The 25,992-nt window shown below is 61.6% G+C and carries 18 protein-coding genes; 13 read left to right on the top strand and 5 right to left on the bottom strand.

The window, feature by feature from the left end:
* The first annotated feature begins 233 nt into the window (after positions 1–233).
* Both GAU_RS02965 and GAU_RS02960 read left to right on the top strand, forming a co-directional pair.
* Positions 234–5,045, top strand: coding sequence for a M66 family metalloprotease (locus GAU_RS02965; RefSeq protein ID WP_041265205.1), 4,812 nt, complete (start codon positions 234–236; stop codon positions 5,043–5,045).
* A 343-nt stretch (positions 5,046–5,388) separates the two neighbouring features.
* A complete protein-coding gene (locus tag GAU_RS02960) occupies positions 5,389–5,964 on the top strand; it encodes a PEP-CTERM sorting domain-containing protein (RefSeq protein ID WP_041265204.1) in 576 nt (191 codons plus the stop codon).
* A gap of 211 nt (positions 5,965–6,175) precedes the next feature.
* On the opposite strand, the gene GAU_RS02955 is transcribed toward GAU_RS02960, so the two are convergent.
* Positions 6,176–7,009 (bottom strand): SLBB domain-containing protein, encoded by an 834-nt coding sequence (locus tag GAU_RS02955; RefSeq protein ID WP_012682069.1) that lies wholly within the window; start codon positions 7,007–7,009, stop codon positions 6,176–6,178.
* The gene (locus GAU_RS02950) at positions 7,002–9,452 is read right to left on the bottom strand and encodes a polysaccharide biosynthesis tyrosine autokinase (RefSeq protein ID WP_012682068.1); all 2,451 of its coding nucleotides are present in this window, start codon (positions 9,450–9,452) and stop codon (positions 7,002–7,004) included. The genes GAU_RS02955 and GAU_RS02950 overlap by 8 nt, the downstream gene beginning before the upstream one ends.
* Positions 9,453–9,769: 317 nt before the next feature.
* Between GAU_RS02950 and GAU_RS02945 the strand changes: the two genes are divergently transcribed.
* The 8 genes from GAU_RS02945 (at position 9,770) to GAU_RS02910 (ending at position 18,701) form a co-directional block, all read left to right on the top strand.
* Positions 9,770–11,260 carry a sigma-54-dependent transcriptional regulator gene (locus tag GAU_RS02945; RefSeq protein ID WP_012682067.1) on the top strand — a complete coding sequence of 497 codons (1,491 nt, stop codon included), beginning with the start codon at positions 9,770–9,772 and terminating at the stop codon, positions 11,258–11,260.
* A 6-nt stretch (positions 11,261–11,266) separates the two neighbouring features.
* Positions 11,267–12,115 (top strand): sensor histidine kinase, encoded by an 849-nt coding sequence (locus GAU_RS02940; protein WP_012682066.1) that lies wholly within the window; start codon positions 11,267–11,269, stop codon positions 12,113–12,115.
* 281 nt (positions 12,116–12,396) lie between these two features.
* Complete coding sequence (locus GAU_RS02935) at positions 12,397–13,347, top strand: hypothetical protein (protein ID WP_156798875.1); 951 nt, start codon at positions 12,397–12,399, stop codon at positions 13,345–13,347.
* Positions 13,348–13,352: 5 nt separating this feature from the next.
* A complete protein-coding gene (locus GAU_RS02930; RefSeq protein ID WP_012682064.1) occupies positions 13,353–14,879 on the top strand; it encodes an amino acid adenylation domain-containing protein in 1,527 nt (508 codons plus the stop codon).
* Positions 14,876–15,574 (top strand): GNAT family N-acetyltransferase, encoded by a 699-nt coding sequence (locus GAU_RS02925; protein ID WP_012682063.1) that lies wholly within the window; start codon positions 14,876–14,878, stop codon positions 15,572–15,574. Before GAU_RS02930 ends, GAU_RS02925 begins: the two co-directional genes overlap by 4 nt.
* Positions 15,564–15,803 (top strand): acyl carrier protein, encoded by a 240-nt coding sequence (locus tag GAU_RS02920; RefSeq protein WP_012682062.1) that lies wholly within the window; start codon positions 15,564–15,566, stop codon positions 15,801–15,803. The genes GAU_RS02925 and GAU_RS02920 overlap by 11 nt, the downstream gene beginning before the upstream one ends.
* Before the next feature lie 53 nt (positions 15,804–15,856).
* On the top strand, positions 15,857–17,263 hold the full coding sequence (locus tag GAU_RS02915; protein WP_012682061.1) for an MBOAT family O-acyltransferase: 1,407 nt from the start codon (positions 15,857–15,859) through the stop codon (positions 17,261–17,263).
* A gap of 82 nt (positions 17,264–17,345) precedes the next feature.
* Positions 17,346–18,701, top strand: a complete 1,356-nt coding sequence (locus tag GAU_RS02910) for a citrate synthase (protein ID WP_012682060.1) — start codon at positions 17,346–17,348, stop codon at positions 18,699–18,701.
* Between the two features lie 24 nt (positions 18,702–18,725).
* Here the strand turns inward: GAU_RS02910 and GAU_RS02905 are convergent, their stop codons facing one another.
* Positions 18,726–20,192, bottom strand: a complete 1,467-nt coding sequence (locus GAU_RS02905; RefSeq protein WP_012682059.1) for a lipopolysaccharide biosynthesis protein — start codon at positions 20,190–20,192, stop codon at positions 18,726–18,728.
* A 220-nt stretch (positions 20,193–20,412) separates the two neighbouring features.
* On the opposite strand from GAU_RS02905, the gene GAU_RS02900 reads away from it, so the two are divergent.
* Positions 20,413–21,216 (top strand): glycosyltransferase family 25 protein, encoded by an 804-nt coding sequence (locus tag GAU_RS02900; protein WP_041265199.1) that lies wholly within the window; start codon positions 20,413–20,415, stop codon positions 21,214–21,216.
* Positions 21,217–21,222: 6 nt separating this feature from the next.
* Here GAU_RS02900 and GAU_RS02895 read toward each other — a convergent pair whose 3' ends face one another.
* The gene (locus GAU_RS02895; protein ID WP_169307572.1) at positions 21,223–21,816 is read right to left on the bottom strand and encodes an FkbM family methyltransferase; all 594 of its coding nucleotides are present in this window, start codon (positions 21,814–21,816) and stop codon (positions 21,223–21,225) included.
* 679 nt (positions 21,817–22,495) lie between these two features.
* On the opposite strand from GAU_RS02895, the gene GAU_RS22125 reads away from it, so the two are divergent.
* Entirely contained in the window at positions 22,496–23,620 is a 1,125-nt protein-coding gene (locus GAU_RS22125) for a glycosyltransferase (protein ID WP_012682056.1), read from the top strand.
* Positions 23,610–24,695 (top strand): glycosyltransferase, encoded by a 1,086-nt coding sequence (locus GAU_RS21740; RefSeq protein WP_012682055.1) that lies wholly within the window; start codon positions 23,610–23,612, stop codon positions 24,693–24,695. The genes GAU_RS22125 and GAU_RS21740 overlap by 11 nt, the downstream gene beginning before the upstream one ends.
* Here GAU_RS21740 and GAU_RS02885 read toward each other — a convergent pair.
* Positions 24,634–25,965, bottom strand: coding sequence for an O-antigen ligase family protein (locus GAU_RS02885; protein WP_156798873.1), 1,332 nt, complete (start codon positions 25,963–25,965; stop codon positions 24,634–24,636). The two genes, GAU_RS21740 and GAU_RS02885, sit on opposite strands and share 62 nt — an antisense overlap.
* Between the last annotated feature and the right edge of the window lie 27 nt (positions 25,966–25,992).

The raw sequence follows: 25,992 nt of genomic DNA, 5'->3' as shown, positions 1-25,992 counted from the left end.
TCCTACTAGGCGCATGCACCGAGAATCCCGCTGGTCCCGGTCATGACCGGGACACTGCGGAGCCCACGACCCCAGGCGCATCCGGACAACTTATCGTGGATGCACGTGGCCTCCCCGCCGGAAGTACCGGTGGTGCTGTCGTTCGAGGGCCCAATGGTTTTGTTCGCAGCGTGGAGGTGGGTGATACCCTGCGTGGGCTGACACCCGGACAATACTCTGTTTCTGCGGCGTCAGTGACAGGCGCCGAGGGCACCTGGCAGCCTGCGGTGTCCGATCAGACGATCGCCATCGAGAACACCGGACGACCGCAATCGATCATCATTGTGTTCGATCTGTTGTTGCGCCGCGCGCTGCTGATCATCGATGTCGCCGGTCTCCCCGCTGGCGCAAACGCCAACGTCAACGCGGTCGGCCCTGGCAACAATAGCTTTGCCATTGTGCGCACCGATTCGCTGAACAACGCCGAACTCGGTGACTGGTTCGTGAACGCGGAGCCCGTGGTGGTGGGCGGCAAGATGTACCTGCCCACACCTGCCACGCAGATGCGCAGTGTGCGTGCGCGTGAGGCGGTGCGCATCGCGGTGCGGTATCAGGTGTCCACCGGCAGTCTGGCCGTGGCAGTCCTGGGGTTGCCGGCCGGCACCAACGGCAACGTGACGGTCTCCGGCCCCAATGGCTTCACCCGGTCACTGACCGGCACAACGACGCTCACCGATCTGGATGTCGGGACCTATCAGGTCACAGCCGCTCCGGTAACACCGGGCGGCATTTCGTATGCGCCCACGCCCAGCACCACTTCGGTGCAGGTCACCACCTCCGCGGTCGCCGCGGGCGCCACGATCTCGTACGCCGCCACGGCAGCGCCGACAGGATCGCTGGCCGTGAATCTGTCTGGACTGCCGGCTGGTCAGGCTGGTCAGGTGACGATCACCGGTCCCAACAACTACAGCCGCGTCATCACGGCGACCAGCGCGATTGCCGGCCTGACGCCGGGTTCCTATACGGTGACGGCAGCCCGGGTTCGTGGTGCCGCCGGCACGTACAATGGATCGCCGGCCTCGCAGGTACTCAACGTGCTGTCGGCGCAGTCTGCGTCTGCGGCGGTCAGCTACGCGGCGCTGCCGGCCGTCGTTCAACTGCCCGTGTCAGGATTGCCTGCCGGTACCAATGCCTCGGTATCGCTGACCGCTCCATCGGGCGCGACCACGAGCCACACCAGCTCGACGGTCATCAGCAACGCAGCGGCCGGCCGCTGGCGTCTCACCGCCTCGGCAGTGGTGGTGGGTGGCTTCACCTATGCCCCCAGCCCCGCCAGCTACGACCAGACCGTGTTGGCCGGTGACACCCTGGAGTTCCCGGTCAGCTACGCGCTCTCCACGGGCGCCATCGCCGTCACCATCGGCGGCCTACCGGCAGGTGTCACGGGCACCGTGACGGTCACAGGCCCGAATGGCTTCAGCCGCCAGTTGCAGACAACCACGACGCTCACTGGCCTCACGCCAGGCAACTACACCATCGCCGCGCCAAGCGTGTCGGCGGGTGGCCTCACCTACCTGCCCTCACCGGCCAGCCGTACGGTCACGGTGTCGGCGTCACTGGTCGCGCAGGCCGCGTCGGTGACCTATGCATCACAGAGTGGTTCGGTCGCGCTGACGGTCACGGGGCTTCCGGCGGGCGCTGCGGCGGACCTCACGTTGACGGGCCCCAACGGCTACTCCGAAACACTTTCTGCGGGTGGTACGATCGGCTCGGTGCCGCCGGGCACCTATACACTCACGGTCGGCACTGTGCGTACGGCCCTGGGCACGTATGCCGCCGCACAGGCTACGCGGTCGGTCACGGTCACGGCCAATGCCACGGCATCGCAGACGGTGGCGTATGCCGCCCTGCCCGCCAGCGTGGTGGTGCCAGTTGCAGGGCTGCCAGCGGGCACGAATCCCAGCTTCGCGCTGATCTCGCCGAGTGGCGTCACGTCGCAGCTCACCACCGCATACAGCAACAACAGCGCGGCCACCGGTCGCTGGCGTGTGACGGCCAACGCGGTGCAGTCGGGTGGCCATGGGTACGCCGCCTCGCCGGCTTCGTACGACAAGACCGTCCTGGCAGGTGATACGCTCGAGATGCCCGTCACCTACAGCCTGAGCACGGGCGCCATTGCCGTCTCGGTGGGTGGTCTGCCCGTGGGCAACAATGCGGCCGTCACGATCACGGGCCCCAACAGCTACTCGCGTAGCGTTTCGGCCACCGAAACCGTCACGAATCTCGCGCCGGGCACCTACACCGTCTCTGCCGCATCGGTGGTCGTCAGCGGTACGTCCTATACGCCGTCGCCGGCGACACGTCAGGTGACCGTCTCTGCCTCTCTGGTGGCCCAGGCGGCGGCCGTGACCTACGCGTCGCAGTCCGGCTCTCTGGCCCTGACCGTGTCCGGCCTTCCGACCGGCGCCGTGGGCGACATGACGCTCACGGGACCGAACAGCTACTCACGCGCTTTCACGGCCACCAGCACCATCAGCGGACTCGCGGCCGGCAGCTACACGCTGACCGTGCGCAATGTCCGTACTGCGGCGGGAACCTACGCCGCCACGCCGTTGTCGCGTGCGGTGACGATCACGACGGGCGGCACCAGCTCACAGACCGTCGCCTACGCCGCATTGCCGGCCGTGGTCTCCGTGCCGGTCACCGGCGTGCCGGGCGGCAGCACGCCGTCCATCACGCTCACCTCACCGACCGGTGCCACCACCACGGTCACGGCGACCACCACGATTTCGGCCGCGGCGGCCGGTCGCTGGCGTCTCGCCGCCTCGGTGCTCTCGAGCGGTGGCAACAACTACAGTCCCTCGCCGGCGTCGTATGATCAGACGGTCCTGGCTGGTGATACACTGGAGTTCCCGGTGGCCTTTGCGCTCTCGAGCGGTGGTATCGCCGTCTCGGCCACGGGTCTGCCGGCCGGTGTGAACGCCAACGTGACGGTCACGGGTCCGAGCAGCTTCACCCGCGCGCTTCTTGGCACGCTGACCCTCACCAGCCTCGTGCCGGGCAGCTATACCGTCACCGCCGCGGCCGTGACATCGGGTGGCATCACGTACAATCCCACGCCCACCTCACGCGCGCTCACGGTGACCGCTTCCGCGGTCGCGCAGGCCGCCTCGGTGGTGTACGCCGCGCAGATTGGTCGCCTGACGATCAACGCCAGTGGTTTGCCGACAGGCGCCGCGCCGGTGTTCACCCTCTCCGGTACGGCATCGCGCTCGGTGACGGGCGCGCGCACCGTGGATTCGCTGGCCCCGGGCAACTACACGGTGACCGCCGCAAGCGTCACGGTGAACGGCACCACGTACGCCCCGTCGACCACGTCCGCCGCGGCCACCGTGTCGGCGGGTGGCACGGCAACGACCAGCTTCACCTACGCGGCACAGGGCAGTCGTCCCGAGAACCAGCCGGAAAGCGGCGGTGGTGGTGGTGGCAACGTCACCAACCTCTCGATCGAGAACGTGTACGTCACGCAGGCCACGCAGAATTGGGAAGGCACCGCACCCATTGTCATTGGTCGTGAGGCCCTGGCCCGTGTGTTCGTGAAGGCGGCGGCCACCAACACCGTGCGCCCGGATGTGCGACTCCGCATCTACGCCAACGGCTCGCTGGTGTCGACGGTGACCATTCCGGCGACGGCTTCGGCGGTCCCGACGACCATCAGTGAAGGCACGATGTCGGCGAGCTGGAATGTGGTCATCCCCGCCGCCAACGTGCGCGCGGGCATGCAGGTGTTGGCCGATGTCGACCCGAACAACGCACTGGGCGAGAGCGATCGCACCGACAACACCTGGCCGCGCGGTGGCACGCTGAAGGCGGTGACCACCGTCAATCCGGCAGTCCTCGAGGTCAAGTTCGTGCCGGTGACCGTGGCGGGCCTGACCGGCAACGTCTCGGAGTCGAACAAGGCCAGCTGGCTGGAAATGGTGAAGCTCATCCACCCCGTGCGCGACGTGCAGGCCTCGGTCCGCGCGACATTTGTCTCCAACGCGCCGGCGCTGCAATCGAACAACGGCAACGGCGCGTGGCTCACGGTCCTGAACGAGATCAACGTATTGCGGGCGCTCGATGGCAACATGACTGCGCACTACTACGGTGTGGTCAAGACCAACTACTCCTCCGGCTCCGCAGGTTTTGGAAACCAGCCGGGCAAGGCCGCGGTAGGCTGGGACGAAGCGTCGACGTATCAGCGCATCTTTGCCCACGAGATTGGCCACAACTTCGGTCTGGGCCATGCCCCCTGCGGCGTGAGCGGCTCGGCGGCCTATCCCTATGCGGGTGGTGTCATTGGGGCCTGGGGCTGGAACGCGAAGACCAATACCCTGGTCGCCCCGACGGTCACCGACGTGATGGGCTACTGCTCCTCGCAGTGGGTCAGCGACTGGACCTGGAGCCGAGTGGCGCAGTGGCGCGGCACGGCAGGCCGAGTGATCAGCGCGGCCACTTCGGAAGGCATGCTCATCTGGGGCCGCTCCGAGAACGGTGTCGTGACGCTCGAACCGGCCTTTGCGGTGTCGGCACGTGGCACGCCGGAATCGTCCTCCGCTACACATGAGGCCGATCTCTATGATGAGTATGGCAGCCTGGTCGCCAGCCACAGCTTTGCGATGGAATCCATTGACCATGCGGCAGGTGACCAGCAGTTCGCCGTCGTGGTGCCGTTGAGCGAGGCCCAGCGGGAGCGGGTGGTACGTATCGTGGTGCGGTCGACCCGGTCGCCGATGGTGCTGGCGGCTCAGCGCAGTGCCCGGAGCGCGCTGGCGGCGGTTCGGGACTCCAGTGGCCAGCAGCTTTCGGACGCCCGCACACTGTCCCGGATGGAGAGCATCGGGAGCGGACGCCGCCGGGTGAACTGGAATCAGAGCACCTTCCGGATGGGCATGGTGCGTGACCGCAACACCGGCGAAGTTTTGAGCTTTCTGCGGCGTTCCGGCGACGAATTCCGGGCCGATGGACGGTCGGTGGAGATCGTGTTTTCAGACGGAACACGGAGCGTAGTCGAGCGCGACTGACGCGCTCACGCCACATCCGTTGCGTCGCTGAACCGGGCCGGGGTCCTCCAAAGGATCCCGGCCCGGACTGTTTTAGGGAATCCGCCTTTGAGAAAAAATTGCATAGTGTTGCGGATCATACACTTACAAGTAGGCCATTGGGCCGACGGTGATCTAACCGGCACAAAAACCTGTGAGAAAATCCCGGCATGGCCTTTGCTGTTGTTGGGTGTGTCGCGAAGCACCATCGCGCAATAAGTTCCGGAAGCCCGCTGCTGGGATCGCCGGCACTCACACCTCACAACGGAGACAGACCATGCGGTTCCTTAAGACTGTGATGCTTGCGGCAGTAACCGCAGGGGTCATGGCCACCCAGGCCTCGGCGCAGACCGCGGTTACGGTGGCTTTCAATCAGGGCACGGCCGTTCACACGAACAACACCGGCGGTGCGTGGTACGGTGATATCGGCGGCGGTTACACCCTGGCCGATGCGATCATCTATTGCATCGACCAGACCCGTCAGTTCAACCCGGCTCAGGCCGCGCCGTACAACTACACGATGTACACGTTCGCGCAGTTCCTGGCTGGCCCGGCTAGCACGGCGACCCCGTGGGCGCCTGCCAACCTGACGCTGGACAATCTGAACCACATCGCGTTCCTGTCGTCGACGTACGCGGTTGGTCCGTCGAACCCGGGCACCAACGCCAGCAACGGCGCGATTCAGAACACGATTTGGGCGATCTCGGCCGGCGGCAACAACACGCCTGCTCCTGGTGGTGACTTCAGCAACTATCGCGTGCTGTACAACGGCCAGAACCAGACGTTCCTGGTCCAGGTTCCGCCCGGCTCGGTCGTGACGCCGGAGCCGTCGACCTACGCCCTGATGGCCGCCGGCCTCGCCGGTCTCCTCGTCGCGCAGCGTCGTCGTCGCCAGGTCTGATAACGGCCTGTTGGCGGACAAATGAAGAAGGCCCCCGCGAACTGCGGGGGCCTTCTTCATTTGTAGGCACTACAACGGAAGCAACGGCACCACACCACTGGTGGCCTTGGTTCATCACCTTCGGTAAAGACACGCCATCAGAAGCCAACGGAAAGGGGCACTCGCCATCTCTGGCAAGTGCCCCTTTCCGTTGATACTCAGTTCAGCATCCTCATTCCTGTCGGTCGTAATACCACCGCAGGAAGTTGACGAGCGCGAACAACAGGGAGCTCAGAATAAGGAACAGTTGCAGGACCATCTGCCAGTTGATCTTCCGCTTCTGGGGGATCCGGAACTCGTCGCCAGAACGGATATCCAGTTGCTCGAGTGTCGTACCGCCACGGACGGCATTGCGGGACTCCTTCGTGCCCAGCAGGCGCGTACGCGCGCGGTACACCTCGAACTGATCCAGATTCGCCTGAGGCGCCGGGCCACCCGCCAGCATCACCATGTCGCTTACCGGACGATCAGGCGAGGCATAGTAGAATCCGGGCGTGCGCACCGCACCCAGGACCGCCACACGCGTGAGCACATTGGTTCGGATGGTCACATTGCGCACGTAGCGAGCGACATGCGCGTTGAGGCGCTCATCAAGCTCCGAGCGCAGCACGCCCGCGATCGACAGATCTGGCAAATTGAGCACGCTGACCTTCAGGCTATCCCGCACCGACGCCGTATCCGCTCGGATCGAATCCATACGAGCCGTAATCACGAAGCGGTCACCGACCTGAAAGTCACCAGCGGAGAGCCGCCCCTGGATGGCAGCAATGTCTCTCTTCGCCTGGTCAGCATCCTTGCCCTTCAACGAGCCGCCCGACACCTGCTGCTCGAGCTGCGCCACCCGGGCGGCCAAATCGGCACGCGTGGCGCGCTGCAGGCTTCCCACACCAGCCACAGGCGATTGAGCCTCAGCGACAGCCGGCAGAATTCCAACCAGCAAGGCCGCGCTTGCGGCCGTGGTGGTCACCAGGCGACGCATACGTACGGCAGAGCGCCCCTTACGCATCGCTCACCCCTCCAGACAGTGCAACTGGACGGGAACTCCCCGATCCTGCGGACAGTCGCTCCGGCTGCTCATCTTCAGCCGCGTAGTCCTGATAGTACGAGTAGTACTGGTATGCACCCGTCATCTTGATTCCGTTGAGAATGGCGCCCATGACACGAATCGGCAGTGTGTCCACCGTAGCCATCTTCGCCTCTGCCATCTTGCGATCGGTCACGCCAGCGCGCATCACCAGCGCCATGTTCCCGGTGGCCGTGGCCAAAGCGAACGCGTCGTATCCCGCGCCCAATGGCGGAGAGTCGACCACCACGACGTCGTATTCGCCGGCCATCTGGCTGATCAACTGCGTCAGCCTCGGCGTAGCCAACAACTCCGGCGCGCGCTTCCGGCGCACACCAGCCGGCATGATGGTGAGGTTTGCATGCGATGCGATCGGATTCAGCACCTCCGCCAGCAGCGCGCTTCCTTCCAGATATTCCACCAAACCAGGCCGCGAATGAATCTTGAAGGTCTTGGCCAGCTCACCACGTCGGATATCACCATCGATGAGCAAGGTACGCAGCCCCGACTCAGCGAAGCTCAATGCCAGGTTGGATGAGATGAGACTCTTGCCATCATTCGGCCCCGGGCTGGTGATGGTCATCGTCAGCGGACGGGTCGGATCGGCCGCATACCGCACATTCATCCGAATGGTGCGGAATGATTCGACCACCTGCGCGGCCTGATCTGCGTTACGACGACCCTTTCCTCCGATCACCGGCACCACACCCAACACGAACAACCCAAGATCGTCGGTGGCCTGCTCGGGATACCGGAAGCGCTTGTCGAGCTGATCGAGCACAATGGCGAGCAGAAGACCGAGCGCCAGCGCGGCACCAACCGCGCCGAGGATGATCATCGGGGCCGTGTTCCGCGTGGGAGACAGCGGAGGAACGGCCGCGTCGAGGATACTGACGTCGGGGATGGTAGAGGCTTCGGCAAGCTTAGCCTCAGCCGCCTTCATATTGAGGCTCTCATAGACACGAGCCGCCACTTCCACCTGTCGCTTGAGCCGCTGCTCTTCGATGGTGCGCGACGGAATGCCTTTGAGGTCCTTGCTGCTTTGTTCGATGGTGCTGTTGAGCGTCTGCTCACGCAATCGCAGTTCACCGAGGTACGCATCGAGCGACCGCGGTACCACCGTATCGCGCAGGGCCACCAGTGCGGCCTGCGCATCCTTCACACGCTGGTACTCATCGGTGTAGGTCTCGCGCAAACGGCGCAACTCCAACTCACGCGCCGCTCGCTCTTCCAATGCCCGTCGCAGATTCTCTGCTGCCGGATCAGCGTTCACGGCGGGTACGGACAACACCGCCTCACGCGTGATGGCCGTGCCAGAGCGCCCGCTTTGCAGAATACGCTCCAGTGCCTCACGATCACGGCGATAGTTGTCCGCCAGGATCTTGTCGCGGAAGTAATTCTCGAAGACCGGCGAGTTGGTCATCTCGATGCCGGGCTGAATCGTCTGCCGCTCGCTCGGTTCAGTCACCGTGCGCACGCGGAAACCCTCCAGCGCCGCTTCTGCCGAGGCCAATTCCTGCGCCGCGTACTCGCGCTGCCCTTCCAGAATACCGGCCACCTGCACCACGTTCTGCTTCTTGTACTGGGTGGCCACCGTGACGAACTGTTCCACCCAGGCATTCAACGTGGCGGCGCTACGCTGGGCATCAGGCCCATTCATGCGCAGAAACAGGAACGACGATCCATCCTGCAGCGACAAGGCGAGCTTCTTGATGAGCGCGCGTGACGCTTCTCGGGGCGTCTGCACATTGAACACCACTTCCGTGCGACGACCAAACTGGCCAGCCACCGGCTGCCATTGAAAGCCCACCGGCCGCCCGATGGAATCGCCCACCACGCCCTTCTCGACCTCCACACCAGGTTGGAGGTTCAGGACATAGCGCTCACCAGCGATGGTGAGCTTGTAGTCACCAGGACGGAGCCGGCTCTGGTCCACCCGGAACGTGCGGAACAGTACGCTGTCGGCGACCACCGCAGGCGTGACAAACAACCCGAGGCCGATGACCACCGGATCGGCAATGGCATAGGAGCGCAGCAAGTCCTGCCATCCCGAGGCCTGTAGCAGCTCAGCGGCCTGGATGGGCCCGCGCCCGGCCCCGTTGTTCACTCCCGTCCCCTGCTCCAGGAGAATGGTGGCCTGCACTTCGTACTCGGGTTCGATGAACCGGGTGGCCGCATAGCCGCCGGCCCCACCCAGAATCGCGAACACAAGCACCAGCCACTTGAACCGGTTTACCGCCGCCAGATAGCGGCGTAGACTCGGTCCCTTGGGCTCCGGCGCGCCTTCGGCGGTACCACCTCCCCAGTCTCCGGGAGGGGTCCCTTCCTGATATGGCTCGAGCGCGACGGCTTGTGGGGTTACGGACTGGATCTGCTGGCCGGACATTAGTGATGACGAGTGGTGAGGCTGCCGAACCGAAATAGTTTGATGAAAGACGTTCACAAATCTGTGGCGCAACACACTGCTGCGTAAGCGCACGCACCACGCCGCACCAGCGCAACAAAATGGTTACCTTTGCTGCTGTGTTGCAGTCATGACACTACAATTGTGGCCAAAAAGCTACGATTCTCCTTGACGGGATACCCGTTCTGGGATATTTCGCCCTGCTCATGCTTCCGGAGTATGGTTTATCCGCTACGCTTGAGCGGCAACCATGCCTCACCCCACGTAGGCCTTAGCACCAAAGCCCTACCGTACTGCCAATGACTGATCCTTTCCTCGCAGAACCTCCCAGCTCTTCCGTACCCGACAAGGGCACCGGCTTGCGCATCCTCGTCGTCGATGACGACCGGACGCTGCGAGAAGGGTGTGTTTCTGTGTTGCAAATGGATGGGCACGCAGTCACCGCCACCGGGCGGGGTGATGAGGCGCTGGACCTGGTGCGTCGCAAGCGCTTCGACTTGATCCTGGTGGACCTCTACATGACCCCGATCTCGGGCATGGAGGTCCTCAAGGCTGCTGTTGAGGCGCACAAACAGGTCATCGTGGTGGTGATGACGGGCAACCCCACGGTGGCGTCCAGCATCGAGGCGCTGCGGGCCGGCGCTTGGGACTATCTCCCCAAGCCGTTCTCGGCCAGCCACCTCCAGGTCCTCATCGGTCGTGCCGCCCATGCGGTGGCCACCACCAAGGACGTGCGGGAACCTGTGCGTCCCGCCGGACTGGTCACCCAGAGCGGAGCCGGCGAGCTCATGTCGCTGTTGGGGGTATCCCCGACGTTCCGGAAGGCCGTGGAACTGGCGCAGAAAGTGGCCGCAACGGACGCCTCGGTGATGATCAGCGGCGAAAGCGGCACCGGCAAGGAAATGATCGCGCAGTTCATCCACAAACACAGCCGACGCACGGCGCGGAAGCTGGTGCCGATCAACTGCGCCGCACTGCCGGACAATCTGCTCGAATCAGAAATGTTCGGGCATCGCAAGGGCGCCTTCACCGGCGCCGATCGCGACAAGGCTGGCCTGCTGGAGATGGCCAACGGCGGCACGTTGTTTCTCGACGAGCTGACGGAAATGGCCATGCCACTCCAGGCCAAGCTGCTGCGCGTGTTGCAGGATGGCGTGGTGCGACGACTGGGCAGCGAGACGCAAGACGCCGTGGTAGACGTGCGTTTCATCTCGGCCACCAATCGCGACCCGCAGGAAGCGGTGCAGCAGGGCATTCTGCGCGAAGACCTGTTCTACCGCCTGCGCGTGGTACCGATCAAGCTGCCGCCGCTGCGCAAGCGAGTGGAGGACATCCCGCTCCTGGCCGAGTACTTCCTCAAGCGATCGTGGGAACGTCACCGGAGCCATGAGGCCTCGGCGCCCACCTTCACGGCGGAAACGATTGCGTTCCTGCAATCCCGTCCGTGGCCGGGCAACGTCCGTGAGTTGCAGAACGTGATCGAGCATGTGGCGGTGATCGCGGAAGGTGGTCGTCCGATCGCGCCGGACGACATCCCGATCTATGACGAGGCCCCTGTCGGCGATGGGGATGCGGGCTTCCCGGCCGCGATCATGAACGAGGCGTTCCACTCGGCGAAGGACAGCCTGGTCACGCACTTCGAAAAAGAGTATCTGGCACGATTGACCGCGCGCGCGGGTGGGAACATGTCGAAGGCCGCGCGGCTCGCCGGCATCGACCGCACCACGCTCTATCGCCTGATGGAGAAGCATGGATTCAAGCGGGACGCACTCTCTGGCTCTTCGGAATAAGAGGCCATGAGCGCTGGTACCGATGCAACCCCACTTCAGCAGAGCGAATCGGGCACCACTCCGACCATTGATACGAGTGTCGATCGCATCAACACCCTGATTGCAGAGGGGCAACGTGTGGTTGATGAGCACTCGCTGAGCGCCAACGACACGTGGCTCGACCAGCATGATCCCTCGTTGGCGCTTCTCGTTGGTTTTGCACATGACCTGCGCTCTCCAATTGGAGCCACCTTGCTCCTGGCCGAGAGGCTGCGGGCCGGCCAATTCGGACCAGTGACTGCGCAACAGGAACGCCAACTGGGGCTGATATACGAATCGATATTCGGCATGTCAGCGCTCACCGGCGATCTTCTGGACCTGGCAAGACATGGGACTTCGCATCGCCGCCGCCGGGATATCGTCTTTCCGCTATCGGATCTTTGGGCGTCTGTTCGCGCGTTGGTTCAGCCCATTGCGGAAGAGCGTGGATTGCTCCTGCGCTGGGCTGGTCCCAGGAATGATCACCGTATCGGGGAACCAGAGGCGCTGCGTCGCATCCTGCTGAATTTGGTGACGAACGCCCTGAAGTTCACGGTCAGCGGCTCTGTAACGGTCACTGCTACCGTTGTTGGAGCGGGCTCCGATACAATACAGTTCAGTGTCGCCGACACGGGCTGTGGCCTCCCCCTCGATCTAGCGGAGCAACTGCGAACCGCCCCCGACGCTTTCGCTGGCATCAACACAAGCGCCGGACTAGGTATTGCGATGTGCCTCACACTGCTTCGTGATCTCGGAAGCCGTCTTGAGATCCGCGACAATTCCGAGTCTGGGTTGGTCGTCCAGTTTGCACTCCGCATGCCCGCCGCTCAGCGGTAACAGGCGGGTCGGCCGTCTTGCGCGGCGACCCGTGGCGTTGGCGATGGCCAATCCCCACTCCCCTAGTTTCAGCTCATCGACCGTGGCGGACAGACCGCTTGGTCACACGGACTGCCCAACATCACTCTATGCGAGCTATCGCCCGACTTGTGGTTGTGGGATTGGCTTTGCCAGTTGCCCTCGAGCTTTCTGCAAGAGCCGAAGACTTCGTACGTTTCGGCGTGCCCATCACGAGTCAGGTCTCTGGGGTGGGCGAGCTTAGCGTAGTCGATTCTCAGGGCGTGCACGGGCGCCCCGGGGCGTCGTATCGACACTTCCGCATCAACACCCTCGGCTTCCGGGGGCCCGAGGAGCGCACAGACTCGTTGGCGATGTCGGCGGTGGTGATCGCGACCGGATCGAGCGAAACATTCGGACTATATGAGTCGCCTGAGCACGAATGGCCGCGCATTGCACAACGCCTGCTGGCGTCGTCATGCGCGGATCAGCGGGTGACCGTCCTGAACGCCGCCACGGCGGGCATGTCGCAGCCTTGGGTCTCCGTGGACTTGCAGAACAGACTGGCAGCGCTGCATCCGCGGCTGTTGGTCTACTATCTCCAGCCGACGCAGTACTTGTGGGATCAGGTTCCGACGGTCCGGTATCCCGCGAAACCAGGTGCCGGAGACCAGCCGGCCTTTGCCTCCCGGGTAGCATTCCGGCTACGAACGGAAATCAAGGACGCGACCCCAGGGTGGCTCCTGGATGCGCTGCGTCGCCGAGACACGGAGGCTTCACGCAGCAGCGGCGCTGTGCCATTCGACGGATTTCCGCGCGAACGCCTCGATTCGCTGGATCGACACCTCGGTGCCCTGATTGCCGATGCCAAACGCCGTGCCATTCCCCTGGCACTCGTCATTCCATACCACCGCTTCGGCGACACCATCTCGACGTCTGTTGACGAACGACAGTGGATGAATGCCTGGGAACGACAGGTACCCAAGGCTTCCGGACACCTGCTCATGCAGTTCACTGATTCGGCCGTAGCGCGAATCCGCAATGCGGCGAGAGATTCCGGTGTTGCGCTCGTGGACGCGGCCTTTCCTCAGTCCCGGCAGCGGGCGCAGTACTTCGCAGATCCTGTGCATTTCAGTGATGCGGGCGCTGCCGTCGTCGCCGACAGTGTGGCACGGGTCACTATCGACCTTCTTGGATGCCGACAGGCGTCTTCACGCTCTCTCCACCTTCGTTGAGTGGCATGACCGGTTCACTTTTCATCTCGCGCTTCGAGCGTGTGCTGAGCGAGCATCCCGATGCGGTGGCGTTCAGCATCGCGGGCCAGGAAACATCGTACCGGGATTTCGCGCAACGCGTGCAGGCGATTCGACAGGCGCTGCGTGCCCGCGACGAGACGAAGGCCACGCCGGTTGCCGTGTACGCCACGCAGGAGCTGGATACGTACGCGGCTATCGTGGCCATCATGGCCGAAGGGCGTGCGTACTTGCCCCTGAACCCCAAGGCACCGACGCAACGCAACGCGGTGTGTCTCCAACAGGCGGAAGCACGCACGGTCATTTGTCGCACGTCGGGGGCGGCCGTTGAGGGGTGGACCGCGGATTCCAGCCTGAACGTCGCGGCGTTGGAAACGGACAGCCTGGCACCCGCCAACTGGCAACCCGCCAATGCCATCGGCGAGAACGACATGGCGTACCTGCTGTTCACCTCCGGCAGCACGGGCGTCCCCAAGGGCGTGCCAATTTTCCACCGAAACCTGAATGCCTTTCTGGACGCGATCATGGCCCACACCGACTGGAACGTCGGGGCCAATGACCGTGTGCTCCAGATGTTCGACCTGACGTTCGATCTCTCCGTCATGTCGTATGCATTGCCGCTGTGTGTCGGCGGTACCTGTGTGGTCGTACCAGACGGCAGTGCGGGATTTGTAGGAGTCGCACGCACCCTGCAGAAAGGGCGCGTCACAGTGGCACTCATGGTGCCCTCGGTGCTGACATTCCTCGAACGGTACTTCGACGAGATCTCGCTCCCGGACCTGCGTCTGTCGATGTTCTGCGGAGAAGCCCTGCCAGTGGCTTTGGCCCGAAAGTGGTGGGCCTGTGCTCCGAACGCGCGACTGCTCAACGTCTATGGTCCGACAGAAGCCACCATCTTCCTTTCGGCGTATGAGCTCGGCGGGCACCCGACCGCGGAAGACGCCTACAACGGCGTGGTAGGGATTGGCCTGCCACTCTCCGGCAGCGCGTTCCGTATCGTGAGCGAAGACCTGCTCGAGCGCGACGAGGGCGAGAAGGGCGAGTTGATCCTCATTGGTCCTCAGCTCACCAATGGCTACTGGAGAAACCCGGAAAAGACTCAAGCGGCGTTCGTGACACTGCCTGATGGCACGGCCGGTTACCGCAGTGGTGATCTGGTATTTCGTCAGGGGACACAGTACTTCTACGCCGGTCGCATCGATCATCAGATCAAGATCGACGGATATCGTGTCGAGTCCGGGGAAATCGAACACCGGGCACGCCAGGTCCACTCTGTTCGGGACGCCGCGTTGGTACCCGAATCCCGCGATGGACGCATTGTGGCACTCCATCTTTTTGTGCTGGTCGACGGTCAACCAGACGCGGGATTTGCGAGTGCCTGCCGCAAGGAGCTGGCCCAGCACCTGCCCTCCTACATGGTCCCCCACAAGGTCCATGCGCGCAGCACGTTCCCGTTGAACAGCAATGGGAAGGTGGACCGCAATGCGCTCGCCGCCGACATTGCCCGCCCATGAATCACCTTCAGTTCGCGCCCGCCTCATTGCAGCATCTGGACTTCGTCGTGCATGCGGTGACGGCCGCCGAGCAGGTTCCGTTGTCCGGGGCCGGCACGATGTACGAGGCGATCTACGGATTGGACCCGTCGGAGTTCCGGGCCTTTGCCGTGGAAGCACTGTCCGGAGAGCATTTTGGCAACCCGCTGTCGCTGGCCGGATTTCGGCTCCTGCTGGATGCTGACAAACCCGTGGCATGCTGCACGCAGTGGGTGGAGAGCGAAGGAGCCGCCCCCAGTGGCACCACAGTGGCCATGCTGATGTCCCGATTCCTGGGGATCAGTCGTCTGCGATCACGTGCGAGCTTCATACGAGCGCTGGCTGCGGTAGCCCCAAAGCGCACGGCGGGAAGCCTGCAGCTCGAATCGTTCTTTGTCGCTCCGGAATTCCGAGGAGCTGGCCTGGCGGCGGCTCTCACGTCGTACTGCATCAGCGAGACGACAGCGCGCTCGACGACGACGCACGCCGAAATCTCGTTGCTCGCTGAAAACACCGCTGCAGCACGTGCTTACCGCAGCGCGGGATTCGAGAGTTTCTGGCACACGCCGGCCAACGATCCTCTTTTTGCCGAACGTACCGGCAGTGCCGGCTTCGTTCAGCTTCGTCGAACCATTCAGACTCTTACCCCGAACACAGAGGCATCCGGTGACCAGTGACATCATCCTGGAGCAGTTGCAGCCGATCTTTCGTGAATTGTTCGAACGTTCAGACCTGACCGTTGATCGGGAGACCAGCGCCCAGTCCGTCGACGGATGGGATTCGCTGATGCATGTCACGCTCATCGGGGCCGTGGAAGAGCATTTCAAGGTGCGCTTTGCCCTCGGCGAACTGGAAGAGCTGATGTGCGTCGGCGATATGGTGGACTTGATCGCCAAGAAGGCATAAGCCGACGCGGCGGCTCACGGCCAGACATCGACCAATACACGACGAGCCACTGAGTGCAGCTCAACGAGTTCCGATACCTCCTGCTGTTCCTGCCCGCCGTGGCGTTGGCCGCCTATGGCCTGCGACGTGCCCGACGTGGCCAATGGGTGCCACATCTGCTGTTGTGTGCCTCGGTGGTCTTTTACGTCTCGAACGGCTGGCAGCAACTGCCGGTGCTGCTTGCGTCGATCACGTTCAACTGGTTCATCGCCCAACGCCTGGCGTCGACGGAACCCGGCACCGCCCGGCGGCGCCTGTTGCAGTTGGGACTTGGGGTGAACGTGGCCGCGCTGATTGTGTTCAAAGTCAGTCCAGCGATGGCCCTGCCAGATACGGTGTCGTGGCTCGGGGGCATCGGCATGCCACTCGGGCTCAGTTTCTTTACGATCGCCCAGGTGATGTTCCTGGTGGATTGTTACGAACGTCTGGTCCCCGCTCGTGGACTGACAGAACACGCCACTTTCGTATCCTACTTTCCCAACATTACGGCGGGTCCGATTCTGCGGACTCGTCTGTTCTATTCGCAGCTGGACGCGGCGAAATCACCAGCGAGCGAGCACGATCTGGCCGGGAAGGCCCTGTTCCTCATCGCGCTGGGACTGGTGAAGAAGGTCGTCTTCGGAGATTCCTTCGCGAAGATCTCAGGTGCCGGGTTCGGTGCGGTCGAATCGCTCTCCGCACTGGAGGCATGGATCACGGTGCTATCGGCGACGTTTGAAGTCTATTTCGACTTCAGCGGATATTCCGACATTGCACTCGGGTCTGCGCAGTTGCTGGGCATGAAGCTCTCGCGAAATTTCGACGCCCCGTTTCGCAGTGCCACGATCAGCGAGTTCTGGAAACGGTGGCACATCACGCTGAGCGATTTCATCACCACGTACCTGTACACGCCACTGCTTCGACGCATGGGCAAAGTCACCCTGCGGAAGTCCGCCATGGCAACGCTGGTGGCCATGATCATTGCCGGCGTGTGGCATGGGTTCACGTGGAATTTCGCGATCTTCGGATTGCTCCACGGATTGGCGTTGGGTGGCTATCAGTACTGGAAGCGCTTGAAACGCCCCCTCCCCAGGCCACTGGACATCGTCGCGACCTTCCTGTTTGTGAGTGTGGTGTTCATCACGGTCAAGGCAGCGAGTGTCGCCATCACGATCGAGATGCTGAGCCAACTCGTGTCCCCACTCGACCCCCTGTCAACGGCGGTGCTGCGAGGCGTCATTCCCACCACAGACCTTCGTCTCATCACGGCTCCGGTGCTGCTTGGCGTGATTCTGGCCTTTGGGCAGGCCACGAGCGATCGAATTGCCAGTGCGTCGACGCCTGGGCTGCGTCGGGATCTCGTCACAATGCTGCTGTTCGTGGTGGCGCATGTCTTCATGGGCAACGGCGCGGGCACCGACTTCCGCTACCGTCAGTTCTAGTGTACAGGCTGGTGAGCGGTTGGTACATTTCTCCTACCCGAGAGGGGTACTTTCCCAATCGCCACGCCCTACAACGAAGCCGATGAGCAACGCCGCAAACGCCGATGTGCTTGAGCTGACCGATAGCCGGTCCGGCAGCCAGTATAGCGCCCCAATCCGCACGGAGGGTCCGGAAGGCGACACGTACATGCGCGCCATGGACCTGCGCCCGATCAAGCGCGAAGCCAGCGAGTTTGGCTTGTTGAGCTACGACCCGGCGTTCATGAACACGGCCTCCTGCCGGAGCGCCATCACGTTCATCGACGGCGATCAGGGCATTCTCCGCTATCGCGGGTACCCGATCGAGCAGCTCGCGGAAAACGCTACCTTCCTCGAAGTGGCCTACCTGCTGCGCAACGGCGAGTTGCCCAATCAGACGCAGTACGACTCGTGGGTGCATGACATCACGTACCATACGTACGTGCACGAGAACATCCGGAAGTTCCTGGAAGGCTTCCGGTACGATGCGCACCCGATGAGCATGCTGTGCAGCGCCACAGCCGCACTGTCCAGCTTCTACCCGGATGCGCGCGACATTCAGGATCCGCAGCAGCGATACATCAGCACCATCCGCCTGATGGCAAAGCTGCCCACCATCGCGGCGTTCGCGTATCGGCACGTGAAGGGGTTGCCATTCATTTACCCCGACAACGATCTCAGCTACACGGAGAACTTCCTCTCCATGATCGCCCGGATGTCCGAGCCCAAGTACGAGGCCAATCCGGTATTCGTGAAGGCGTTGGAAGTGTTGTTCATCCTGCACGCCGACCATGAGCAGAACTGCAGCACCAACGCGGTGCGTGCCGTGGGCTCATCGCACGTCGACCCGTTCTCGGCGGTCGCGGCCGGCATTGCGGCGCTGTACGGGCCGTTGCATGGTGGCGCCAACGAGGCGGTGCTGCGCATGATCACCGACATCGGCGACAAGAAGAACATCCCTGCCTTCATCGAGTCCGTGAAGAGTGGCAAGGGCGATCGCCTGATGGGCTTCGGGCACCGCGTCTACAAGAGCTATGACCCGCGCGCCCGTATCGTGAAGAAGCTGGCCGATGAAGTCTTCGCGCAGGTCGGCATGGACAAGGATCTCGAAATCGCGCTGGAGCTCGAGCGGATCGCCCTGTCCGACGACTACTTCGTGTCCCGGAAGCTGTATCCGAACGTCGACTTCTACACGGGGCTGATCTATCGCTCCATGGCGTTCCCGACGGACTTCTTCACGGTGCTGTTTGCCGTGGCGCGTGTGTCCGGGTGGCTCGCCCAGTGGGAAGAGATGATCCTCGACAAGGAACAGAAGATCGCCCGGCCGCGGCAGATCTACATTGGCCATGGCGAGCGTCCGTACGCGGACGGGCTCTCGGAGAAGTTCCCGAAGGCGCGCAAGGACAGCATTCGCAAGTAGTCGCGTTTCTCAAAGAGCCCGCCCTCAGGTCGAGGGCGGGCTCTTTGCGCTTTTCAGGATGGCCAGAATGCGCTCGACCGATGATCTGAACAGCACAATGACCGTCGCGGTGTAGGCGACGACGCCCACGGCGATGTCCGCAGCGATGGCAGACCAGCCGGACAGGTCAGGACCACTTCGCTGCCAAAGCACCAGAATCGCTGTCATCAGCAGCACGGATACGGTTCCTGGCACCACCGACCGGAGGTATGGCCACAGCTCGATGACACCGGTTCTCGATGCCAGATAGATCTGCAGAAGCAGGAACAGTGGGTACAGAATCGACCAGGTGAGTGCGATTCCCATGGCGCCGTACGCGGATGCCCACCAGAAGGCCGCAGGGAATACCGCAGCAAACATGATGCTGAACCACATCGTCAGACGCTCCTGATGATTGGCCAGCAGCGCGTTGTTCAGGGCCGGCGCGATGCTTCGTACGGCGCCATACACACACAGCGCCTGCATGGGGGCGACGGCCTCGATCCATTTGGTGCCGAAGAGTACCCGTATCAGATCCGGCGCGACCATCGCCAGCCCGACCGTCATAGGGAACACCACCAGCGCCGTCAACTCCGTCGCGGCGTAGAGCACCCTGCGTGCACGATCGATGTCGCCGCGTATGGCGGCAAATATGGACGGGAGCACGGAGTTGACCACCTGTGCCACCTTCTCGAGTGGCAGTGTGACCAGCGTCCATGCGAAGCTATAGGCACCCAGCGCCACCACTCCGAGCCGCTTGCCGGCCACGAAGAAGTCGGAGTTGGAATACACGTACCAGCTCAACTGTCCCGTCAGGGCTCGTCGGGTAAACAGGAGCGCAGGAGCCAGGGATGTTCGATCGGGAATTTCATACCCGATGAAGGCACGTCGTGGAAGCGCGATCAGGCTGACGATGGAAATCACTACCTGATTCAGCACCAGACTCCAGTACCCGAACCCAGCCCACGCCAGAGCAATACTGGTGATGGCCCCGGCGACACCGGAGATCGATTCAATCGTCGCCAATCGTCGCCAATCCAGCTCTCTGCGAAGGCAGGCCGTCGGCACGGTCCGCAATCCTCCGAGGAAGATCGTGATTCCCAGGACCGTGATGGTGCCCCGCAACCGCGGTTCATCGAACAGGAGTACCAGAAGAGGCGCCGACACGGCCGCAACCAGCGCTCCCGCGATTCCCAACACGCCAGAAACGGAGTTCAACTGTCGCAGCTGCCCTCGCGACAGTTCCCGCAGCGTGACCGCGGTGGAAGCAATACCCAGGTCGACGAAGATGGAGACAATGCCCAGGAACACCACGGACATCGCCATGACGCCGAAGTCTTCCTTGTCGAGCAGTTTTGCGACGACAATGGTACTTCCCCACGTCACGATCTGCGTCGACCACTTTGCCGCCGCCGACCACAGCACCCCGCGAACAGCGGTCCCCGCTAATGTGCGACGGCTATCGGCAGACATGACGGGCGCGGTTTCGTGTTCAGAGCATGACGGGGCGAGGACAAAATTTAGCCGAGTTGCAGAGGTTGCCCTATAGGCATTCGCCGCAAAAACCAGTAGACAGCGGTCGTCGTTGGCGATCTATTGCAGAGGGTGAAGGCGAAATCGTCCAACGGGGTAACCCCACGGGCGATGACGCGCTGCCTCATCAATCTTTGCGTCTCTCCGCACCGCTCCTCACGTGAACGCCATTCTCAGAAAGGGTGCTGCCATCCTCCGCCGAGGCCCGTTGGTAGCACGCAACTACCTGCTGGCCCGGCTCCGGCGATGGCCTGTCAGCAGGATCACAGGACACTGGATCAACGAGATCCCCGTGTACTGTGTGAGCCTGCGGGGAGCCACGGAAAGAAGATCGCTGATTCAGTCGCAAGTGGAGAAAATCGGGATTCAGCACTTCCAGTTCGTGGATGCCGTTCAGGCGAGCGATCTGACCCACGAAAAGGCCGCCAGCGAGAACCTCTACGCGCCGGAGATCTGTCAGCATTTTCACGGGCGCGACCTTCGCCTTACCGAGATTGCCTGCAGTCTGTCGCACGCAAGGATCTATCGAATGATCGCGAACTCCACAGCACCATGGTCATTGATCATCGAAGATGATGCGCTCTTCCGCGCCAGGCGATTGGCGAAGCTGACGTGGAAGCAGCTACCAACCGATGCCCAGATCGTCTTTCTCAGCGCATTTCTCCATGAACGTCCTCCCAAACAGAAGATCGCGCGCGATGTCTACAGCGGCGAGTCATATGCGGGATCAACGGCCGCATATCTGATCAACCGGGAAGCTGCGGCATTGCTTGCCGATGCTGCCGTGCCCGTAGTTCACGCAGCCGATGGCCTATTGGGGCGGGTGACTAACCGCCCCGATGATATTCCAGAGCGCTACCGGAGCGCGGTGCGTTTCCCCGCCCTGCGGTCAGCAATCGTGCACCCCGAAGTCATCTACAATGGCTCGGTCGAGTACTACCATCTGACGGCCATCGGCAAATAGTCGAACTCACCCAGTACCCATTCTCCGGAAGAGTGTCAATTCACCGGATGTCGCCTTTTCCCACTCGCTGGGACCCAACGTCCGGCCAATGAGTTCCTCGGCCTCCCGACCATGTATTTCGATGGCCAGTGAACGCACCGCAGGCAGCCAATCGTTGTGTGTCTTGAATAGCTCTGTCTCAGCTCCTTCAATGTCGACCTTCAGGATGTCGACAGACTGCAGGCCTTCCGAAGCAAAAATCTCCTCCAGCGTGGAGGCCTCGACCACATCGATCGCTCCGGTGCTGTCTTCTGACACAAAAAGCCCCCACTCCCCTTGGTGCTCATCAGAAGCGGCATGGAGGCACAAGCGTCGGGATTCTGACCAGATGGCTCGGCGCAGACCGCGAGAGCGCGTGCCATGCGCGTGAGTATTTCGGCGAGCCGCCTCGAAATTGCTGCCGTCTGGTTCGACGTATACGACTGAGCATTCGGGGAAGTGTATCAGGAACCACAATGATGCGAGCCCGCAGTTCGCGCCGAGGTCGACCACTTTCCGAATGTCCGCCTGTACCAGCAATGGAGCGTACTCTCGTGTCACAAAGATCTGATCGAACACCATCCGATCAGAAGTCCCGGGACGAAGCCACGCCTGTTGCCCATCCTTGAGGGGGATCGCATAGGGCGCACGGAGCATTCCGGACAGCAGCTCACGAAACGGTGAGACCAGGAAGAAGTACAGTGCACCTCTTGCTCCCAAGTGGGGCATCGCCGCGAGGCTATCCCTGGCGATTCGACGAGCATATCGAAGTCCACGCCTAAGCATGACGAGACCCTGCGATTGGTCTGGGGATTCGCCGCAAAAACCGGCCACACACCGAGCACCGCCCATCTACTATACCCGCCCCCTTTGCACGGCGCCACCTAAAATAGGAGGCGAGGTGTTGGCTAGAGCATATGAATGGCTACCTATAGATTGCGAGTGCGGTGAAAGTTCCATTCTCAGTACGCTTGCCTGGAGACAGAAAGCACGTATGCAGTCTGAGCGGCACATATTGCTCTTCTCGTACCATTTTCCTCCCTCCAATGCGGCTGGAGCGCATCGCTGGAAGCTTCTATGCGATGAAGGTGCGAAGCGTGGCTGGCATTTCGATGTCATTTGCTGTGAAACTCCTGGCATCTTCGCTTCGGTTGCCGGCATAGAACGCTATTCAGTCCCATATCGCGCTCATTGGCTAGAGCGAGCCCGACAGACCCTACTTACTCTGCTTCAGGTAGCACGCGCACGGTTTCGTACGGCCATGCCTACCTCTTCCAATGGCAATATTGGCGCCGCGGACAGTGTTGGAAGCGAGGCAGTGGTGCTTAAGCATCAGCTTCCGTCAGCCCTAAGTCGCATTGGCTTAAAGCGGAGCTTCAACACGCTGTTCTACTACATTCCGGGACTTCGCTGGAAGCAAGCCGCCCAGCGCGTAGGCCTGCAGCTCTCCCGGTTTCGCGCATACGACGCGGTAATCTGCTCTTCTCCTCCTCATCTCACATCGCTCGCTGCGGCGGTTGTAGCGAAACGCCGCAAGCTTCCTTTGATACTGGACTTTCGGGACCCTTGGTCAGCAATGGATGTGCTGCAGCCAGACTACGCCTCTCCGTTTTTCTATAGGCTCGCCGATTTTTTGGAAGAACGAGCAGTGCGGCATGCATCATTGCTTGTCATGAATACCGAAGAGGCACGTGAAGCCACCCAACCGCGTCACCCGGGCACCGAGATCGTCGTAGTGCGTAACGGCTCAGCCCCCACCTCACCGGCTTGTGAGGTGTCACGGCGCGACCGATTCGAAATGCTATTCGCAGGAGCAATCTACCTCGATCGTGATCCAAGGCCCCTGCTGCAAGCAATTCGCGATTTTGCTCAAGCCGAAGGCGTCACGTCAAAGGAGTTTCAGATGCGCTTCGTTGGAAACGTTTCGCACTTTGGCGATGTCTCTCTCACGCAATACACCGAAGCACTTGGCATTTCAGATCTGGTTTCTATCGAAGCACCAGTGGCGCGTAAGGAACTCGGTGCGATGCAACAACGGGCTGCCGTGCTGGTAAACCTTCCTCAGAGTGCCCGCCTCTGCATTCCGAGCAAGCTATACGAGTATTTTGAGCACCCTAGCTGGATTCTGGCCCTGGAAGAACGTGGCACCGCGAGTCATCGTCTTCTGGTGGAAGCAAATGCAGTCGTCTGCGCGCCGGGAGATGTGGCAGCAATTGCCACAGCCATTGCCTCGCTATATCGTCGATTCCAGAAGGGCGAGACACCAAAGCGCGTGGTCGACACATTGGACGTCAGCATTGTCACGCAGGCGGATATTCTTTTCGCTAAACTCGAGGCAATAGTGAGGGCTCGCAACCCAATGAACGCGGCAAATCATGCGGATTGAGATGATCCTGCCCACCTTGCAGACCGGGGGCATGGAAACTTTCACTGTACAGTTGTCCGCGAAGCTTCTGGAGCGAGGACATAGGGTTGGCATATCCACAACGGACGAATATGGTTCACTTGCCCCTTTGGCCAACCGGCTTGGCGTCGAAACGAGATTCTGCCCTGTATCCGGCCGCAGAGGATCTTTCTACTCGCCGGAGCTCGTAGACCATCTGCGCACTGTGCGTCCTGACGTTGTCCACTCACATACAGGGGCGTGGACCAAAGGGCTCCTCGCAGCGGTGCTTTCTGGGGTCTCAGCACGAATTCATACAATTCATGGCTTACACGAAAGCAGTGCATCCACTGCACGCATTTTAGAGGGAGTCGCGGACCTCTTCACAGATCGCGTGACGTTCGTTTCCGAGGCCCTCCGTCCGCATTTCTTGCGCTGGTTACCGCGCAATGGGTCGCGCGCAGAAGTGATCCCCAATGGAGTACTCGGCTTTACTCCGCTCGAGCGTAGTGCTGCGCGGCGCCAGCTTGGCGTGCCCAACGACGCGAAGGTCATCGGCACAATCGGCAGACTCGCCGCGGTCAAGAATCATCGCGTGCTCATAAGAGCGTTTGCCGATATCAAGAAAAACATCCGCGACGCCTATCTAGTAATCATTGGTGATGGCGCAGAGCATGATACACTCACGGCCGACATTGCCAATCTTGGTATCGGAGATTCTGCTATTCTGACGGGCAACCTCACAGACGCTAGGCAGTATTTAGCGGCGTTTGATACCTTTTGTCTGCCAAGTTTTTCAGAAGGCACTTCCATTGCGCTCCTCGAGTCGTTGCTGAGTGGCACGCCGGTCGTAGCATCAGATGTCGGAGACAGCGCCGATGTACTAGGTGGCCTAGGCCTGCTCATTGACCCACATGATCAACATCAACTGACGGCCGCATTGAGAGAGTCACTTCACAACGATTCATGGCGGTCGGTGTTCAAAAAGAAAGCGCCGACAGTTGTACAAGAGCGCTTCAGTATGGACGCTTGTGCTTCCCGATACGAGCGCCTTTACGCAGGAGTGGTGCGAGGGTAGCACGTCCGGTTCGCCTAGGTGGAGTCATCCCCTCACGATTGCTAGACAAATCGGCGACGCTCATGAGGCCGCATAGGGCGAAAAAGGCCCACGAGAATGCCCCGCTCACGAAGAACGCCGCAACCGTGAAAGCTGTCACCGCCCCCAGCAGCCCTGGATAGCTACTAGGCTCACTAGGATAGAATACCCTTGGTGAACGCCAGCGCCACGCGACCAATAGGCATCGCCCAAGAATGAGCGAAAAGATAATCAGCCCAGGAAATCCCATTTCCGAGAAAACCTGGATGAAGCTATTGTGCGCTGCGGACCATTTACCACGCCGCCCCATCTCTTCCAAAGTGGAGCCTTCTGCTGCCTCAAAATTGCCGATACCAACTCCCATGACTGGATTCGAGAGTCCGTATCCAATTCCTCGACTCCAGATCTCTTTGCGACCAAAATAGCTTGTGGTGTTGTAGTCCGCTTCCAGGGACGCCAAAGACGCCATACGCTCTCGAAAAGAATGCGGAGCGAATTGCCAACCTACGACCATTGCCAGAGACAACACAGCTAGGCTGATCATGCGCATGCTTCCGCGTTGTATAAGGACAAAAACCAGAAGCCCAACCCCAAGTCCGACAACACCCCCTCGAGAGCCCGTACGAACGATCGCCCAACTGCAAATCGCCACTGCTATAACGGCACCCACGCGTTGATAGACCGATCCAGAAAACACCAACCCACAGGCGAGCGGCACAACCATAGCAAGAACAGCCGCCAGATCATTGGAGTCCAATGTGTAAGTGACACTCACGCGCCCGGAAGAATCCGAATGGCCTAACAGGATTGCCGCTGTACCCAGCAGACCACCAAGTATGACAAACATGGTGATGGCCCGCTTCACATCGGCCGAAGAAGGCTTGGCCAGGGAGAATGCAAGAAACAGCAGAAAGAGCGGGAGCAATCCCTGCAAGCGTGCGAATGCGAAACCACGCAACAGGGCAAACGGTACACCAATCGCTGCGAAGACCGCCAATGCAAGCAGAGCCCTCAACAAGAAACTCCGCTTCACCACAGCAGAGAATGGGACTTTGGCTTGACGGAGCATGAGCACCACCGCCAATGGCCCCAAGAACATTGCTGGCCGAAGCACATTGGCTACCAGTGGCACCAACTCGTGGAGTCGGAAACCGATAGTTGCCAACGCAGCGAAGAGTGCGACACCGGCGCTGCCTCTTATAGCAGCACGGCCCGTATTGCGCACCGCAACCTTTGCACGTCGCGGCGCCACGGCAATACCTGCCGAGGAAACCGGAAA

The sequence above is a fragment of the Gemmatimonas aurantiaca T-27 genome (genome assembly GCF_000010305.1).
Lineage (GTDB): Bacteria > Gemmatimonadota > Gemmatimonadetes > Gemmatimonadales > Gemmatimonadaceae > Gemmatimonas > Gemmatimonas aurantiaca.
The sequence above is the reverse complement of the archived record's forward strand: the minus strand, read 5'-3'. Positions and strand labels throughout refer to the sequence as shown.

What these genes read in the sequence shown, in the direction of transcription:
- GAU_RS02930 (WP_012682064.1), top strand. Translation starts at nt 13,353, where the DNA reads ATGACCGGTTCACTTTTCATCTCGCGCTTCGAGCGTGTGCTGAGCGAG.
- GAU_RS22125 (WP_012682056.1), top strand. Translation starts at nt 22,496, where the DNA reads ATGCCTACCTCTTCCAATGGCAATATTGGCGCCGCGGACAGTGTTGGA.
- GAU_RS02945 (WP_012682067.1), top strand. Translation starts at nt 9,770, where the DNA reads ATGACTGATCCTTTCCTCGCAGAACCTCCCAGCTCTTCCGTACCCGAC.
- GAU_RS02905 (WP_012682059.1), bottom strand. Translation starts at nt 20,192, where the DNA reads ATGTCTGCCGATAGCCGTCGCACATTAGCGGGGACCGCTGTTCGCGGG.
- GAU_RS02955 (WP_012682069.1), bottom strand. Translation starts at nt 7,009, where the DNA reads ATGCGTAAGGGGCGCTCTGCCGTACGTATGCGTCGCCTGGTGACCACC.
- GAU_RS21740 (WP_012682055.1), top strand. Translation starts at nt 23,610, where the DNA reads ATGCGGATTGAGATGATCCTGCCCACCTTGCAGACCGGGGGCATGGAA.
- GAU_RS02960 (WP_041265204.1), top strand. Translation starts at nt 5,389, where the DNA reads ATGGCCACCCAGGCCTCGGCGCAGACCGCGGTTACGGTGGCTTTCAAT.
- GAU_RS02925 (WP_012682063.1), top strand. Translation starts at nt 14,876, where the DNA reads ATGAATCACCTTCAGTTCGCGCCCGCCTCATTGCAGCATCTGGACTTC.
- GAU_RS02895 (WP_169307572.1), bottom strand. Translation starts at nt 21,816, where the DNA reads ATGGTGTTCGATCAGATCTTTGTGACACGAGAGTACGCTCCATTGCTG.
- GAU_RS02910 (WP_012682060.1), top strand. Translation starts at nt 17,346, where the DNA reads ATGAGCAACGCCGCAAACGCCGATGTGCTTGAGCTGACCGATAGCCGG.
- GAU_RS02950 (WP_012682068.1), bottom strand. Translation starts at nt 9,452, where the DNA reads ATGTCCGGCCAGCAGATCCAGTCCGTAACCCCACAAGCCGTCGCGCTC.
- GAU_RS02940 (WP_012682066.1), top strand. Translation starts at nt 11,267, where the DNA reads ATGAGCGCTGGTACCGATGCAACCCCACTTCAGCAGAGCGAATCGGGC.